This is a genomic window from Pseudomonas sp. C8002 (assembly GCF_013385765.1).
Taxonomy (GTDB): Bacteria; Pseudomonadota; Gammaproteobacteria; order Pseudomonadales; family Pseudomonadaceae; genus Aquipseudomonas.
In genome coordinates this window covers 16,705-32,457 of record NZ_JACAPJ010000037.1, presented here as the reverse complement: position 1 = coordinate 32,457, position 15,753 = coordinate 16,705, and the positions used below count along the sequence as shown (strand labels likewise).

Here is a 15,753-nt window from a genome sequence, read left to right as displayed (position 1 = left end):
GTGGCTTCAATCCCATAACAGAATTTGCAGGTTCGGCTTGACCGGTACGTCCAGTCCATTGGTGCCACTCAAGGGTGTTTCGGTGCCGCGCAACGGGTCATACAAGGTGGCGGTGGTCATGCCCGGCAAGTGCGCGCTGCCGCCACGGGCCGACCAGAAAAACCACACCTTGCGCCCGTCGGCACGGGACCAGCCGATGCTGAACAGGCCATCGGGCAACTGATCGGCGGTGGGTGGGTCGCCGGGGGTCAATTTGGGCCCGCTCACCTGCAGGAAATTCTGCAGCGCGGTGTACGACGGCTTGGGGTTGGCGTCGATGTCGAGCAAGCCATAACTCTGGTCGCGCACGCTGGCGCGCTGGTCCAGGTCGCTCAGGGTGAACAGGAAGATCTTGTCGAAATCCAGCGCGCTCATCAGCGCGACGCGGCGCACGATGTAGTCGGCCTGGCCCTGGGTGGTGATGAAGTCCTGCACCTCTTTCGGGCCTTTGTAGGTCGACCAGCCCCACTCGGTGCTCCACAGGGTATTCACCCCGGCCGCCCGCAGTTTCTGGTTGAGGGCGCTGGTTTTTTCGACAAAGTCGAGGTTCGACGGCGTGTTGCCTTCGGGCAATTGGGTGTAGGGGTGATAGGACATGATGGTATTCAGGCTCGGCACGCCCAGTTGCAGCAGCCCGTCGAGCATGTTCTGGCCGTTGGGCATTTCGCTGAAGAATGCCATGCCGGCGGCCACCACCGGTTTGTTCGGGTTCACCACCCGCAACGCGGCGGCGGTGACTTGCAACAGGTTCGCATAGCCGGCCGGGTCGGCGGCGGGGCGCCAGAACCCCAGCAGGTTCGGTTCGTTCCACACCTGCCACGCATCTACGCTGGGGTAACGCTGTTCCAGCAATGCCATGCGGTTGGCGAAGATATTCGGGTCCTTGGGCGGGAACTGGTCCTGGTACGGCGAGGAGGCGGGCGCGGTGGTGGCGAACTTCGCCGAGCCCACCAGGTAGAACACCGACTTGATCTGGTTCTGCTGCAGCTTGTTCACCAGTTCGTCGAGGGTCGCGACGTTGTACTGGTTCTCGGCGGTTTCCAGCTGGTCCCAGTGCAGGTCCAGGCGCACCCACTCCAGGCCCAGGGCCTTGAGGCGGTCGATCTGCTTCTGATAACGCTCGGGGCTGAACCACAGGAACTGCGCGTTCACCCCCAGGAAGTCCTTCCACACGACCTCTTTGCTGCCCTTGAGCACATGGCTCTCGGCATCGGCCGGGCGGCCCCAGAGAAAGGCGGTCAAACCCAGCGCAGCGACGACTGCGAGGGTAGCGAGGTAAGTCCGTTTACGCGCCATGGTTGCCTCCTGCAACGGTTTGCTCAAACAGGCTCGCGAACTTCTGCGCGGTCACTGGCCACAACCGTTCGCGGCCTATGGCGGCGGCGCGTGCGGCCCAGTCCGTGGCCATGTGCGGGTTGCGTGCGAGCCGCAGCAGTTGTTCGCTCAAGGCGGCTACATCGCCTTGTGGATAGATGGCGCCATTGCCGCTGGCGACTTCCTCGGCAAACGCCCGGGCATCGGAGGTGATCGCGCCGCGCCCGCAGGCGGCAGCCCAGGACAATGCGCCGCTGGTGCCGCGCTGGCGGCCCAGCAGGCCGAGCTTTTTCGATTCGCGATACGGCAGCACCATCACATGGTGCGCCTGGATCGTCTGCGGGATCTCGCTGGCCGGCAAATTCAGCCGCCAGTCGATGGAGCCTGCCAGGCCGAGTTCGGCAATCTGGCTGTTCAACTGCTCCAGGTAATTGCCGCCTGTGCCAAACGCCATTTCGGCGGCAGTGCCACCGGCCAGGGTCAGGCGCACACGGTCACGCAATTCGGGGGCTTTTTCGAAGGCGGCGGCCAGGGCCTGCAACAGATCTTCGATGCCTTTGCCACGGTAGATAAAACCGAAATACAACAGGTGCAGCGTATCCAGCGCCGGCAAGGCCACCGGCGGGATATCCAGGTTGGCGTGGTTGATCACCGCCACCTTGCCGGCGGGCAATTGCATGCGCGCCGTCAGGCAGTCGGCGCCCAGGCGGGTGAGGGTCACCAGCCGGGTCAGGCCCTGGGCGACGTGACGTTCTTCGCGCAGGGTCAAGGGATCGGCCAGCACCACTGCCGCCTGGGGCAATGGGCTGGGCAAGGATTCCAGCAGGTTCAGCGGAAAGGGCAATTGTTCGCGCCGCCAGACCATGCGTTCCGGGTCATGCACCGTGGCGGTCAACGGCAGGGCGGGGTAGGCCTTGCGCAATTCGCGCAGGGCCAGGAACTCCCCCAGCCGCCCGCCGCCCAGCTCGGCGTGGACCAGGTCAACACCCTGCCAGTCGAAACCGGCAATGGCTTGCTTGATCGCTGCCGTGCTGCCGACCACGCCCGTCAAGGGCGTAGCCACCTCGACGCCCAGTTGCTCCAGTGCCGTCTTGAAGTGGTTCGCGTAGTCGGCGATCCCGTTCTTTTCCGGCGGCAGGGGAGCGAGCAGGGCGATGCGCATCAGAACGAACCCCGGTATTTGGCGATGGTTTTCAGCACCTTGACCGGTACCTCGAACTTGCGGCGGTTGATGATAATGCCATCGACCTTGCCGAACGCGGTGGTGAGGATCGACAGTGCGTGTTCCACCACCGGTACCGTGCTTTTTTGCGCTTCCACTACCAGCGCAATCAGGTCGGCACGGCGCAGGTTGATGAACGCATCACGATTGTCCAGCAGCGCCGAAGCATCCAGCAGTACCACCTGGCCCGGAATCGCCGGCTCAACCCCGCCGATCCGCACCCGCACGCCGTTCTCTTCCAGCAACTGGCGCAACTGCTCGACGATAAAGCTCACGCCTTCACCGTGCCGTGCCGAGGTCAGCCCCAGGGTCAGGCCCTGTTCGGCAATACGCTCCAGCGGCAGCAACCCATACAGGCGATAGATGCTCGCGTTGAAGGCGTTGGTGCTTTGCGCGGTACTGGTGTCCAGCTCCGGCAGCGTGGTCCACAGCGGCAGGCCGAATTTGCCTTCCACCAGGCCGCCGTCGTGGATCCGTTGATCCAGCAGGTAGCACAGGTAGATCACCAGCAAGCCGACCACGATGGAGAACGGGATCGCCAGCAACAGCATCAGCAGGGTTTTCGGGAAGACGCGCCCAGGGTTCAGGGTAGCTTCTTCGATCACCGCGATGTTACTGATCTGGCTCTTGTCCAGTTCACGGTCGATCCGCGATTTTTCCAGGCTGTCGACATACAGCGCGTAGTTTTTCTCGGTGCCGTTCAACTCACGGGCCAGGCGCGCCAGTTCCGGCTCGATGGCCAGGGCGTCCTTGCGCTGGGCTTCCAGTTCAGTCAGTTGCTTCTGCTGTTGCACCAACTGTGTACGCAGCGACTGGTTGCGGCTGGTCTCATCCAGCAGTACCCGTTGCAGGTGGATTTCCAGGGTGTTCGGCGCGCGGTTCTCGGAGCTTTGCACCGTGTCGCTTTCACCGGCGACCTGGGCCTGCATGGCACGGATCGAAGCGTCCAGGGCTTTGACCGGCGGCGCGTTATCCGTATAGGTACGCATCATGTCGGCTTTTTCCAGGAGCTTCTGGTTCAGCAGGCGACGCAAGTCTTGTTGCTGCGGGTTCAACGCGATCTGGCGAACCGTGGTCACCTCTTTGGGCTGGCCCTTGAGTTGGTCACGGGTGCTCTGCAACGCCACGTCGGAGGAAGCGATCAGCCGAGTGGAGTTGAACACCTCGCCACGCAGCACGTTGATCCGCTCGGACAAGTCTTCCAGGCGATCGGTGATGCTCGAGGCGCCGATGTCGTTCAAGTGCGCGAGGATCTGCTCCTTGTAGCTCTTGATCTGCGCAGCGCTGGAAGACACCTGGCCTTCATAGAACGCATACAGGCTCTTGCGGCCCAACGCCTGGGTGCGCTCGTCGATGTAGGTCTCGACCCAATCCTTGACCACCGCCTGGGCGATTTGCGGGTCATCCCAGCGGAAGCTGATGTCCATCACCGTAGAGCCGATGGCGTGGGTCACTTCGAAGTTTTTCTCCAGGCTTTTCGCCAGGCGTTCCACCGGGGTGGTTTCTTCGACGATGCCAACGGTTTCCAGCACCACTCGCACACCGTCAAATACGGCACTGATGCCTTTCTTGACGTACCACTTGGTGCGCTTCCACACGCCTTCCGGCGGCTGCATCTTGTCCATCACGTCGAGGTAATGCTCGGCCACTGCACGCACGATAGGGCGGCCGGTCAGCAGGCGCTCTTCGTCGACAATCGGGTCGCGCTGGGTGCTCGGCATGACGATTGGCTGACGGTTGTCGACCTCGATCGGCATCGTCGAGTCACGGCCTGGTTTTACCAGCAATCGCGCGGTGGATTCATACTTGGCCGGCAGCAGGAACGCCCCCAGCAAAATGATCACCAGCGCGGCAATCGCCGCCAGTTTGAACTCGTGCTTGAAGATGAAGAACAGACGCAGAAGATCACGAAAAGAACGGATCTCGATCATGGGATGTCGCTCCTTTAGTGGTTCGTGGTGTAGCTGTAGCCCACACCAATGGATTTGGTGAAGGGAATCAGCTGGTTCAGGTAAGTGTCCACGCCTTGGATCCGTTCGCCGACGTTGGACTTGGGTACAAACACCACGTCACCGCGTTGCAGCGCCACGGGCTTGCGGCCCAGTGCGCCGTTCTTCAGGTACTGGCTGAAATCGAGGAAGTAGGCGTGGTAGACGCCTTGGCCATCTTCACGCAGCAGGGCGACCATGCTCGCGTTGCCCACCGAGCTCACGCCGCCGGCACCGAGAATCGCCTGCTCCATGGTCGGGGCCGTGGCGATGGAGATAGCCGACGGGTTTAATACCGCGCCGCCGACGATCACCGTGTTGCCCGGCGCCTGGTTGATGTTCACCGTCACCCGAGGCTCGCGATACACCGGTGCGAGTTTCTGGCTCAGCTCGGCGGCGACTTCCGCCGGCGTGCGCCGCGCCACCTGGATCGGCCCCAGGAAGGGATAGTTGATCTTGCCGTCGTTCTGCACGGTGTACAGCGTCAGCTCGTAAATCGTGCTGACGTTGAACGCCGACAGGGTTGGCATTTCCCCGGCATCGCGGACAATCCGCAACTGGTCGCCGATGCGGATCCGCTCCACCGCCGGTGGCAGTTGGGCCATGCGATCGAGGGCCTGCTTGCCCTCGTCCACCGTCTTGCCATCGGGCGCGACGATCCGCGCGGGCGTATTGCAGGCGGCCAATGCCATCATGGCCAGGACGAGCAAGGTTCGTTTCATCAAAGGGGTCTTCCTGTAGGTCATGATGCTCACCTCCAATAACCGGGGAACATGCTGATGCGCCGCTTGAGGGCGAGGGGGAGCTGGCGCTCCAGATGGCCCAGCCGGTAGCCGAGCAATTTGAACGCGCTGCGCACCAGTACTTCGGGTACGCGGTGCAATGCACCGGCTTCGCGTAACGCTCGAAGCTCGGCCAGTACATAGCGTTTACCTTCACCGCCGGCATCGCCAAAAGCCTGGCGGATCCACGGCTCGCGGCCGTAGAAAACGCCAATGTCGAAGTAGCGGTGAAACTCATCCATGAGACGGTAATCGTGGGAGTGATAGACCAGGGCGGTGGCGGCGTAGCGCACCTTGTAGCCTTCCAGCAGCATGCGGGCGGCGACGTAGGCGTCCTCGCTGCCGATCACATCCGCGGGGAAGCCACCGACGGCTTGCAGGGCGCTGCGCCGGTACACCGAAAACGAATCCGAGCTGAAGCAGGTCTTGATCCCCAACTCCGGCGCATCAGCCAGGCTTTTGCTGCGGCTTTGCGGCGGGTAATTGAAGTGGCGTGACTGGGCGCCCAGCACGCCGGCATCCGGGTGCGGCAACTGGCGGCCGTAAGCGACGCCGTTGAGCGGGTCCAGTTCCAGTTCGCCCACCAGGTTGGCGAACGTCTCGGGTTCGGCGGGGATCGCGTCCTGGGTCATGACGATCAGCGCGTCGCCGTCGACTTGCTCGCTGGCCCAGCGGCGGGTGCCGCCATGGTTGAAGTCCTTGGCATCGATCACTTCGACCCGTACGCCGAACTCGCGAAAACGCGCCACGGTGTCATCGCTGGAAGCGCTGTCGACCACCAGGGTTTCGTCCGGTTGCAGGGTTTGCATGCGCAGCGCCGGCAGCAGCCGGTCGAGGTGGCTGGAAGCGTTGCGGGTCGGGATGATCAGGGCGGTACGCATCACTTCTTCACTTCGGCCGGAGCCCGGCCGTAGATGTCGTCAAAACGCACAATGTCGTCTTCGCCCAGGTACTCGCCGCTCTGCACCTCGATCATCACCAGGTCGATGATGCCGGGGTTGGTCAGGCGGTGCTTGTGCCCGGCCGGAATGTAGGTGGACTCGTTGGCGTTGATCAGGAATTCACGGTCGCCGTTGGTAATCATCGCCGCGCCGCTGACTACCACCCAGTGCTCGCTGCGGTGATGGTGCATTTGCAGGGACAAGGAGGCCTGGGGCTTGACCACGATGCGCTTGATCTTGAAGCGGCTGCTTTCTTCCAGCACGGTGTAGGTGCCCCACGGCCGGGTGACGGTGCGGTGCAGGCTGAATGCCGGATGGTCCTGGCGCTTGAGCTCGGCGACGATGTAGCGCACGTCCTGGCTGCGCTTGGCGTCGGCAATCAGGATCGCATCCGGGGTGTCGACGACGATCAGGTCGCGCACGCCCACTGCGCCCAACACGCGCTTGGGCGAGTCGATGTAGCAGTTGTGCACGTCATGCAGGATCGCCTGGCCATTGACCTGGTTGCCGTTGGCGTCGCTGGGGGTGAGTTGGCGCACCGCGTCCCAGGAACCGATATCACTCCAGCCGATGTCGCAGGGCACCACCGCCACTTGCGCGGATTTTTCCATCAGCGCCACGTCGATCGAGATGTCGGGCGCCGCGCCGAAACCTTCAGCGTTCAGCTCGCGCTGACGGCAACTGTTGTTGTTCAGGCTGTGGCCGTGCTCGAGGGCGGCCTTGGCGGCGTCCAGCACGGCGGGGGCGTGCAGCGCCAGTTCCTCCAGCAATGTACCGGCCTTGAAGCAGAACATCCCGGCATTCCACAGGTGCTTGCCGCCGTCCAGGTAGCCCTGGGCGGTGGCCAGGTCGGGCTTCTCGACGAAGCGCTTGACCCGGAACCCCTGGCCCAGCGCCTCGCCTTGTTCGATATAGCCGAAGCCGGTTTCCGGGTGGTCGGGCTGGATGCCGAACGTCACCAGGTAGCCGGCTTCCGCCAGTTCGCGGGCCTGGGTGACGGCATCGGCGAAGGCGCTTTCATCAAGAATCAGATGGTCGGCAGGCAGGATCAGCAACTGCGCCTCGCTGCCGAAGTTTTCCTGTACATGCAGGGCGGCCACGGCGATGGCGGCGGCGGTGTTGCGCCCGAACGGCTCAAGCAACAGGTCAAGGGCCAGATGGGCCTTGTTGACCACGCGGTAGTCATCGAGGGTGCGAAACAGCAGGTCGCGGTTGGTCACCGTCAGCACGCTTTCCACGCCCGGCAGGTGACTGGCCCGCAGGAACGTCTTCTGCAGCAGGCTCTGGTCATCACGCATGCGCATGAAAGGCTTGGGCATGTTTTGCCGCGACACCGGCCACAGCCGGGTGCCCGACCCACCGGAAATGATGCAGGGAATCAAGCCGTTGAGGGTGTTCATCAATAGACTTCCTTGGTCGAAAGGACGGCCGGGACCGTCATGAAAACGATGTACAAGTCGAACCACACCGACCACTTCGAGATGTACTCCAGGTCGTACTCAACGCGTTTCTGGATTTTGAACAGGGTGTCGGTTTCACCACGATAGCCGTTGATTTGCGCCCAGCCAGTGATGCCCGGTTTTACCCGGTGGCGCGAGCTGTACTCGCTCACGGCAACTTCGTAGGGCACGCCGGCGGCCTTGGTCGCGGTGGCGTGCGGGCGCGGGCCGACCATCGACATGTTGCCCAGCAGCACGTTGAACAGCTGCGGCAGCTCATCGATGCTGGTCTTGCGAATGATCCGGCCCACGCGGGTGATGCGCGGGTCGCCGCGGGTGGTCTGGCGGTCGGCGTTGAAGTCGCTCATCTCGGCGTACATCGAGCGGAACTTGAACACCCGGATCACGTTGTCGTTGTAGCCAAACCGGTTCTGGCGAAACAGCACCGGGCCCTTGGAATCGAGCTTGATGGCAATCGCCGTGATCAGCATGATCGGCGACAACGCCACCAGGCCCAAGGTCGCCAGAATCAGGTCTTCGCAGCGCTTGATAAACGGCGACCAGCCCCGCAGCGGCACATGGGAGGTGTTGAACATCAGGATGCCGCCCACATCGGTGATGCGGCTGTGGCCATAACGCAGGGCGGCCATGTCGGGCACCAGCATCACGTTGACCGACATCTGCCGCAGGCGCTTTACCAGCCCGTTGATCCGCTGTTCGGCGGCCCAGGGCAGGGTAATCATCACCTGGTTGACCTGTTCGGAGCGGATCAGTTTTTCCAGGTCGCGCGTGTTGCCCAGCAGCGGCAGGTTGCTCAGTTCCTTGGGGATGCGCTCGGTGCGGTCGTCGATAAAACCGATCAGTCCGGAACGGATATCGCCGTTGCGCTGCAAGTGGTCGGCCACGTGCACGGCGGTGTCGGTGAAGCCGAGGATCACCGTGCGTTGCAGGTATTTGCCGCTGGCCATCAGGTTGCGGAACAGGCGCAGCATCACGATCCGCTCCAGCCCGAACAACGCAAGGCTAGTGATAAACCAGAACGCCAGGTTGCGCGGGCTCAACTGCGGGAACATCAGCAGAATCTGGTACATGAACAGCAGGATGCAAAAGGCCGCGGACCAGGCCACCAGCATGGTGCGAAACCGCAGGCGGTTGCTGAACAGCTCCTCGGAGTAAACCCCCATGGCCTGGAACAGAATGATCGTCAGGATCGCGAAAAACAGCAGCAAGCCGAGAAAGTGCGCGCGCAGTTCGGGGGCCATCGGGTCTGGATAAAACAGCAGGATCAGTGCTGGAAAAACGGCGGTGAGGCCGTGCATCAATTTTACGAAAACAACAAAGAACTCAATGAAACCGGCCCGGGTCAAAAACAGGCTGTCGACTGACGACTTCTCGCGCATAAAAACATCCCTCATTGCACACCAGGGCTTCCTTGTTCGGCTGCTCATCCATAAAGGCAGGGCTTGCTTTATAAGTGGCGCCAGACGAACGGTTACTTCGCTGGGTAATACGCAATTACCTATCTATCTGCAGGGAATTTGCGGGGTAATGGCTAAATGATGGTTCCCTTTTCGTCGCTCGTCAAGGTTTTGACTTTTTTATAAGACCTTCGGTCTAGACACGTCAGGTGCTCTTCTGCGTGACAGTTTGTTGACTGTCTTGGTCGGATTTCCGGGTTTTCCCGGAACAAAATGCTGGCGTTTTGGAGTGTAGGAACAAATTTAGGAAATTTCCTGCGGCTGAGGAAAACCTTTTTTTGACGGAGGTCGGATGCGGGGTTTTTCGGGGACAAGCGACGAGTGGTGAGGACGTGAGTCCGTCACCACATTGAGGCGGTACTAGCCTTAAAAATTGCCTTTCAAACTGACAGTGAAGTTGCGCGGTTCGCCGTAGAAATTACCCCAGTCGGCCGTTCCCACCGTCTGATAGTAATTTTTGTCGAAGAGATTGTTACCGTTCAGCGCCACCGTCCATGTGTCATCAACCCGGTACGCCAACCGCGCATTCCATACCGCATAACCGGCTTGTTCCAGTTTGATGCCTTGAATTCGGTAGTTGCTGCTCTGGGCGTTGACGCCGGTGCCGACGCTCCATTTCGACAGTGTGCCGTCCAACTGATAATCGCCCCACAAGCGCAGCATGTGTCGCGGCACGTAGCTGTTTGCGACCGCGCCAATTGCGGCGCTGTTGATGTTGTTGAGATTCCTGGTCTGGGTGTAGGTGTAGCCGCCCGCCACTTGCAAGCGTTCCAGCAACTCGCCACTCAACTCGGCTTCGACACCTTGTGCGCGAACCTTGCCAGTGTCGGTGTAGCAATAGCCGTCTGCCGAGGTACCGCATTGGGTGGTGTAGTCGGTTTCGGCGGCGTTTTTCTCGATAGCGCGGAACAATGCCAGCGAGCTGTTGAGGCGCCCCTCAAACCATTCGCCCTTGATGCCCAGCTCGTAGTTTTCGCCGATTTTGGGCTTGAGGGCGGCGCCGGTCACCGTGGCGTTGGAGCTTTGTGGCTGGAAGATATCGGCGTAGCTGGCGTACACCGAAAGGTTGTCGTCGAGGTCATAGATCACCGCGGCGAACGGCGTGACTTCACCGGTTTCCTTGGTGCGTGCATCCTGCAGGGCCCATTCGCCCCAGGCGAGGTTATTCGACTGGCGGCGGTTTTCGAACCAACTGACGCGACTGCCGAGCACCACCATCAATGGCTCGGCCAGCCTCAGGCGCAAAGTGGCGTAGGTACCGTACTGGGTGGCGGTTTCCTTGACAGTGCCGCCCCGGTACATGTTGGGCCAGAAGGTATCGTTGGCGGGCTGCGGGAAGTGGTGGTTGGGCAGGAAGATACTTTGCCGGTCGGGCAGGCTGCGGATCGCGTAGACATCGTCCTGGGTGCCACGGCTGCCATTGGCGCCGATGATGAGTTCATGCTGCAAACCGAACGCTTCGAACTTACCGTCCAGGTAGGCATCCAGTCCGAAATCCCGGTGGTCGTAGTCAAACAGCGCGGCGTACATCTCGGCGGTTGGCGCCGGATCACCGTACTTCACGGTGCCTTGGCTGGCGGCGTATTTGATGTCTTGCAGGTTGCGGCTGTTCACCGCCGTGACCTTGAGTTGCCAGTCGTCGTTGAAGTGGTGGGTGAGGTCGGCAAACAGCGTAGTGCGTTGGCTCTGCCAGTCGTTCCAGGCCTGGCCCAGGCAGGTGGAACGGCTCAGGCCGATGCTCTTGCCGTCGCTGTAGCGCGGCACACCGCCCCAGCAGGGCGTTGCATCGACATCTTCGTAGCTGGCACCGATGCCCAGGGTGGTGTCAGGCGAGAGGTCAACATCCAGTGCGAGGTAGACAGCTTGGTCCTGGCGCTTGGAGACGTCCATGTACGAGCCACGGTTCTGTTGGCTGACCACGGCGCGGCCGCGTACGGTGCCGCTGTCATTGAGCGGGCCGCCGGTATCGACGTCGGCGCGGTAGTTGTCCCAGGTGCCGGCAGACAGCGACAGGCTGGTGGTGGGTTTTTCTTGTGGCCGCTTGCGCACGAAGTTCACCGCACCACTGGCGGTGCCGGCGCCCTTGAGCATGCCGGCCGCGCCCTTGAGCACTTCCACCCGGTCATAGATCGCCATGTTGGCGGTGAAGCTGTCGGCCTGTACGTAGTCTTTGCCGATGTCCAACGGCACACCGTCGAACTGGTATTGGCCGAGCATCTTGAAACCACGGGAATAGAAATACTTGCCACCCATAGGTGAGTCGTAGGTGGTGATACCCGGGGTGTGTTCCAGTAATTGATCGATGGTGGTGATGTTCTGGTCGTCGATCAGCTTGCGGGTCATGACGCTGACCGATTGCGGTGTTTCCCGCAGGCTGTGGGCGCCCTTGCCGATGGTCACCGCGCCAGTGGTGTAGGAACCGCTGCCGTCAGTGGTGACGCCGAGGTGTTCGCCGGTCACGGTGGTGGCACCCAGGTTCAGCGCGCCGGTGTCCGCGACTTGCGGCAACAGCAGCCAGGTGTTGTTGCTCTGGCGTTGGGCTTGCAAGCCCTGGCCCTGGATCAATTGGCTCAAGGCCTGTTGGCTGTCCAGCGCGCCGTTGAGGCCGGGGCTGGTCTTGCCGGCGACGCTGGTGGCGTCATAGGACAGGCTGATACTCGCCTGGCGCGCAAACTGGTCGAGCACCGTGGCCAATGGGCCGGGTGCAATGTTCCAGTCACGGGCCTGGGTGTCGCTGACAGGCGTTTGCGCCATGACCGCCAGGGGCAGGGCGCTGCCGTTTAGGCAGGCACCGAGCAGGGCGGCGTGCACCGCATGCTTGAGGGGAGAACGCTTGGAGGGGAACGCTTGCATGACCGCGGAATGCTCCTGAAGGAAGTGGACAGAATCGGCCTGTTGATCGGCCTTTCCTTACAGGTCGAGCGAAGATGAGAATTCACCTCATTTATTTTCGGAAGGTCATGCACGAGCTGCGACGGTCACCCAATAACGGCTGCGATAGGTGATGTTCACCGACAGTGCCTGTGCCACCAGGGTCAGGACCTGATCGGTATCGTCCAACTGGTAAGTCCCGGACACACGCAGGCCGGCGACCGCTTCGCTGCAGCGCACCAGCCCAGTGCGGTAACGGCTCAGCTCCGCGAGGAAATCGTCCAGACGCATGTTGTGAGCGCTGATCACACCGTCGCTCCAGGCCCAGGGATCCAGGCCCGTGGTGGCGGGTGGACGCAAGCCGTTTCGATCAAACAGCACCTGCTCGCCGGGCTGTATCACCCCACGTGCGCTGGCCTGATGGCTGTCGGCGAATACCGCGACGGTGCCTTTTTGCACGGCGAGCAAGGTGCCGTGGAGCTCCTCGCGCACCATGAACCGGGTGCCCAAGGCGCGCAGATAACCGTCGCGGGTTTGCACCCAGAAGGGCCGTGGCGCGCTACCGTCGGCGCCCATGTCGATCAGGATTTCACCTTGGCGCAACTGCACCAGACGTCTTTCGGTGTTGAAGACTGTGTCGATGGCGCTGGCACTGTTGAGCTGGATACGGCTGCCATCGTCGAGGGCGACCCAACGCCGCTCTCCGGTGGCGGTGCGGTAATCGGCCAGCAGGCCGGGCAATGGCGTGTAGTCGCGGCCGAACCATGTCAGCCCTGCGGCACCGGCGAACAGCCCGAGCAACTTCAACCCTTCACGGCGGCTGATGCGTTGGCGGGCACCTTGCAAGGCATGGCGGCCGACCTGTGCCGGCAACTGCGCAAACTCGTCACTCATCGACGAGACCCGTTGCCAGGCCTGCTGGTGGTCGCTACTGGTTTCAAGCCAGCGTTCGAAGGCGGCCGTGGTGGCGTCATCGGCAATATTGAACCGCAGCTTGATCATCCACTGGATCGCCTGGTCCACCAATGGCGGATTAGCCTTCGGCATAACGCAACCGATAACAGGCATGCAGTGCCTTGGCCAGGTCGCGCTCCACGGTGGCCTTGGACACCCCTAGGCGCAGGGCGATCTTTTGGCAGGTCAGGCCGTCCAGTTGCGCCAGCAAAAACGCTTCGCGCACCCGTGGCTTGAGTTGGTCCAGCAGGCGGTCGATGCGCTCCAGGCTGTCGAGGATCAGCAGGCGGGTTTCTTCCGACGGCACCTCGACTTGCGGGAAATGCGCGAGACTCTCCAGATAGGCACGCTCCAGTTCGCGGCGGCGATACTGGTCGATCATCAGGCTGCGGGCGATGCTGCTCAGGTAGGCCCGGGGTTGCAGCAAGGCTTGCTGCTTGCGCGCATTGAGCAGGCGCACGAAGGTTTCCTGCGCCAGGTCGGCGGCGTGCTCACGGCAGCCCGTACGCCGGCTCAACCAGCCGCGCAGCCAGGAATGATGGGCATGGTAGAGCTGGCCGATGGCGGCATGATCCAGTGGGTGGTCGCTCGACATGGGCATCCTGGCGCGGGCGTCTTAATTGATAACGGTTCGCATTCTATGCGTTGGCCAGAGGATTGGGCAATCGTTGCCGTGTGGATTTGGCCGGATGCACAAACCCACACAGGCTTGACGGGGTTGCGGCTAAGCCTTGCGCAGGTGCAAACACTCAATCGAGCGGTCGACGGTGGTCTTGGCAATTTCCAGCAAATGCCACACCGCCAGCAACTTTGCCCGCTCGGGGCTTTGCAGCAGTTCGCCGCAGTCGAGAGCGGTGGCCGAGGCGCTGCTGAGCAGGCTGGCGGTGTAGAGCAGGGAGTCTTCGAAGCTCAGGTCTTCGTTGACGGTATGGAAACCCTGGGAAGGCAGGTAGTGTTCGAGGGCGCGATTGAAGGCAGCGCGGTTTTTGAGCAGGTCGATGGGTGGGTCGGGGACGGGTTTATTCATGGTGTAACTCCATATGTTTTAGGAGCTGACACCCGTCGCGACTAAACGAGGGTGGCGGCTATGCGCAGGTTAGTCGACCGGCCACATGGAAAACCGGCGCACCCGAAGGCGCCCTACGCATAGCCACCATAAAACTTCATGAGAACCATGCGCCATGTAAGACCCGGGCGACTAAACCCGATCACTGATGAGCAGTGACGGGGCGAAGACTAGCCACAGGTTCCAATGGGCACAAGGCCGAAAGATTGTCTCGGAAATGTCCCGCAAATCAAAGGGATTTACCCTGCTGGCCCTTTATTCATATCCGAATTGCCTCGCGAATTTTCCCCAAGGCTATTCTCAACGTCGCCAAATCAATCGACCCCAGCGCCACCCGCAACGCATGCGGCACATGGGCCGTACAGGCAAACGGCTCGGCACTGGTGACCCGCACACCCTGGCCCTCAAGCGCAGCCACCACTGCATCCGCCCGCAGACCTTCCGGCAACACCAGCCACAGGTAATACGACGCCGGATGCGCAATCACCTCACACCCTCGCAAGACCTCCCGGGCCAGCGCCTGGCGTTGGCGCGCATCCTGGCGCTTGTGCTCTTCCAGTGCATCCACTGCGCCGGATTCTATCCAGCGGCACGCCAGGTTCACCGTGAGCGTCGGCGTGCTCCAGGTCGAGACACGGATCGCTTGCTCCAGCGCCGGCACCCACGCCTTGGGCGCGACGATAAACCCCACCCGCAACCCCGACGCCACACTCTTCGAAAGGCCAGACACATACACCGTGCGCAGCGGCGCATAAGTAAACAACGGCTTCGGTGCGGGCTCGGCGAGAAAGGCGTAGGCGCCGTCTTCGATCAGTAGAAAATCGTAGCGTTCAGCCAACGCTGCAAGGCGCTCGCGGTCGGCTTCACCCATCACTGTGCCCAGCGGATTGTGCAACGTGGGCATGCAATAAAAAGCCCGCACCGGGCGCCGTTTGCACAAAGCCTCCAGCGCATCCAGATCCGTATGCCCAGCCGGTTGCGGCAGCGGCTCCAGGTCGATGCGCTGGGACTGGGCCAGGGTTTTCAACCCGGGATACGTCAGCGCATCCACCGCCAATACATCCCCCGGTTGCAGCAGCGCCATCAGGCTGACGGCGAGGCCTTGTTGCGCACCGTTGACGATCAGCACTTGCTCGCCACTCACGCGAATCTGCCGATTGCGCAGGTGCCGCGCGGCGGTCTGTCGTTCATGGGCGCGGCCACCCTGCGGCGCGGAATGCAGCAGCGCATCGAGGTCGCCCGAGGCGGCAATGGCACGCAAACCGTCGCGCAGCATCTCGGCCTGGCCCGGCAACGAGGGGTAGTTGAGGCTCAGGTCCACGGTGCCCGGTTGCAGCGGTTGTTGCACCAGGCCCATGCCCCGCAGCAACGTGGTGTCGCGCACAAACGTCCCGCGTCCCGGTTCACCCACCACCAGGCCGCTGGCCTCCAGTTCGCTGTACACCCGCAAGGCAGTGGCGAGGGCGATGCGATGGCTGTTCATCAGGCTACGCAGGGTCGGCAACTGGGTGCCCGGCGGCAATTTTCCGGCGCGAATCCGCGTGGCCAGTTCATCGACGATCAGTTTGTAGCGGACCTGAGCCATGGTGCGTTCCCGTGTAAAGCGTATCTAGATCAATTTTTTGTTTGTATCAGGTGAGCTGATTAATCTACAGGCTT

12 protein-coding genes are annotated in these 15,753 nt (G+C 61.9%); all 12 read right to left on the bottom strand.

Features of this window, described 5'->3' with window-relative positions; all coding sequences use genetic code 11:
* Positions 1 to 6: 6 nt before the first annotated feature.
* The 12 genes from HX814_RS28695 to HX814_RS28640 all read right to left on the bottom strand — a co-directional run bounded on the left by HX814_RS28695 (position 7) and on the right by HX814_RS28640 (position 15,679).
* Complete coding sequence (locus HX814_RS28695) at positions 7 to 1,335, bottom strand: cellulase family glycosylhydrolase (protein ID WP_008434562.1); 1,329 nt, start codon at positions 1,333 to 1,335, stop codon at positions 7 to 9.
* Positions 1,325 to 2,515 (bottom strand): glycosyltransferase, encoded by a 1,191-nt coding sequence (locus tag HX814_RS28690; protein ID WP_177009196.1) that lies wholly within the window; start codon positions 2,513 to 2,515, stop codon positions 1,325 to 1,327. Before HX814_RS28690 ends, HX814_RS28695 begins: the two co-directional genes overlap by 11 nt.
* The gene (locus HX814_RS28685; RefSeq protein ID WP_003208213.1) at positions 2,515 to 4,506 is read right to left on the bottom strand and encodes an exopolysaccharide transport family protein; all 1,992 of its coding nucleotides are present in this window, start codon (positions 4,504 to 4,506) and stop codon (positions 2,515 to 2,517) included. Before HX814_RS28685 ends, HX814_RS28690 begins: the two co-directional genes overlap by 1 nt.
* Before the next feature lie 14 nt (positions 4,507 to 4,520).
* On the bottom strand, positions 4,521 to 5,285 hold the full coding sequence (locus HX814_RS28680; protein WP_003208211.1) for a polysaccharide biosynthesis/export family protein: 765 nt from the start codon (positions 5,283 to 5,285) through the stop codon (positions 4,521 to 4,523).
* Between the two features lie 29 nt (positions 5,286 to 5,314).
* Entirely contained in the window at positions 5,315 to 6,226 is a 912-nt protein-coding gene (locus HX814_RS28675; RefSeq protein WP_003208209.1) for a glycosyltransferase family 2 protein, read from the bottom strand.
* A complete protein-coding gene (locus HX814_RS28670) occupies positions 6,226 to 7,686 on the bottom strand; it encodes a mannose-1-phosphate guanylyltransferase/mannose-6-phosphate isomerase (protein ID WP_003208208.1) in 1,461 nt (486 codons plus the stop codon). The genes HX814_RS28675 and HX814_RS28670 overlap by 1 nt, the downstream gene beginning before the upstream one ends.
* On the bottom strand, positions 7,686 to 9,125 hold the full coding sequence (locus tag HX814_RS28665) for an undecaprenyl-phosphate glucose phosphotransferase (protein WP_003208206.1): 1,440 nt from the start codon (positions 9,123 to 9,125) through the stop codon (positions 7,686 to 7,688). Before HX814_RS28665 ends, HX814_RS28670 begins: the two co-directional genes overlap by 1 nt.
* Positions 9,126 to 9,569: 444 nt before the next feature.
* Positions 9,570 to 12,056 carry a TonB-dependent receptor gene (locus tag HX814_RS28660; RefSeq protein WP_177009195.1) on the bottom strand — a complete coding sequence of 829 codons (2,487 nt, stop codon included), beginning with the start codon at positions 12,054 to 12,056 and terminating at the stop codon, positions 9,570 to 9,572.
* Positions 12,057 to 12,161: 105 nt separating this feature from the next.
* On the bottom strand, positions 12,162 to 13,121 hold the full coding sequence (locus tag HX814_RS28655; protein ID WP_177009194.1) for a FecR domain-containing protein: 960 nt from the start codon (positions 13,119 to 13,121) through the stop codon (positions 12,162 to 12,164).
* Entirely contained in the window at positions 13,108 to 13,623 is a 516-nt protein-coding gene (locus HX814_RS28650; protein ID WP_134327039.1) for a sigma-70 family RNA polymerase sigma factor, read from the bottom strand. Before HX814_RS28650 ends, HX814_RS28655 begins: the two co-directional genes overlap by 14 nt.
* 129 nt (positions 13,624 to 13,752) lie before the next feature.
* Positions 13,753 to 14,055, bottom strand: coding sequence for a DUF6124 family protein (locus HX814_RS28645; protein ID WP_003208197.1), 303 nt, complete (start codon positions 14,053 to 14,055; stop codon positions 13,753 to 13,755).
* Between the two features lie 298 nt (positions 14,056 to 14,353).
* Entirely contained in the window at positions 14,354 to 15,679 is a 1,326-nt protein-coding gene (locus tag HX814_RS28640) for a PLP-dependent aminotransferase family protein (RefSeq protein ID WP_177009193.1), read from the bottom strand.
* Positions 15,680 to 15,753 lie beyond the last annotated feature (74 nt).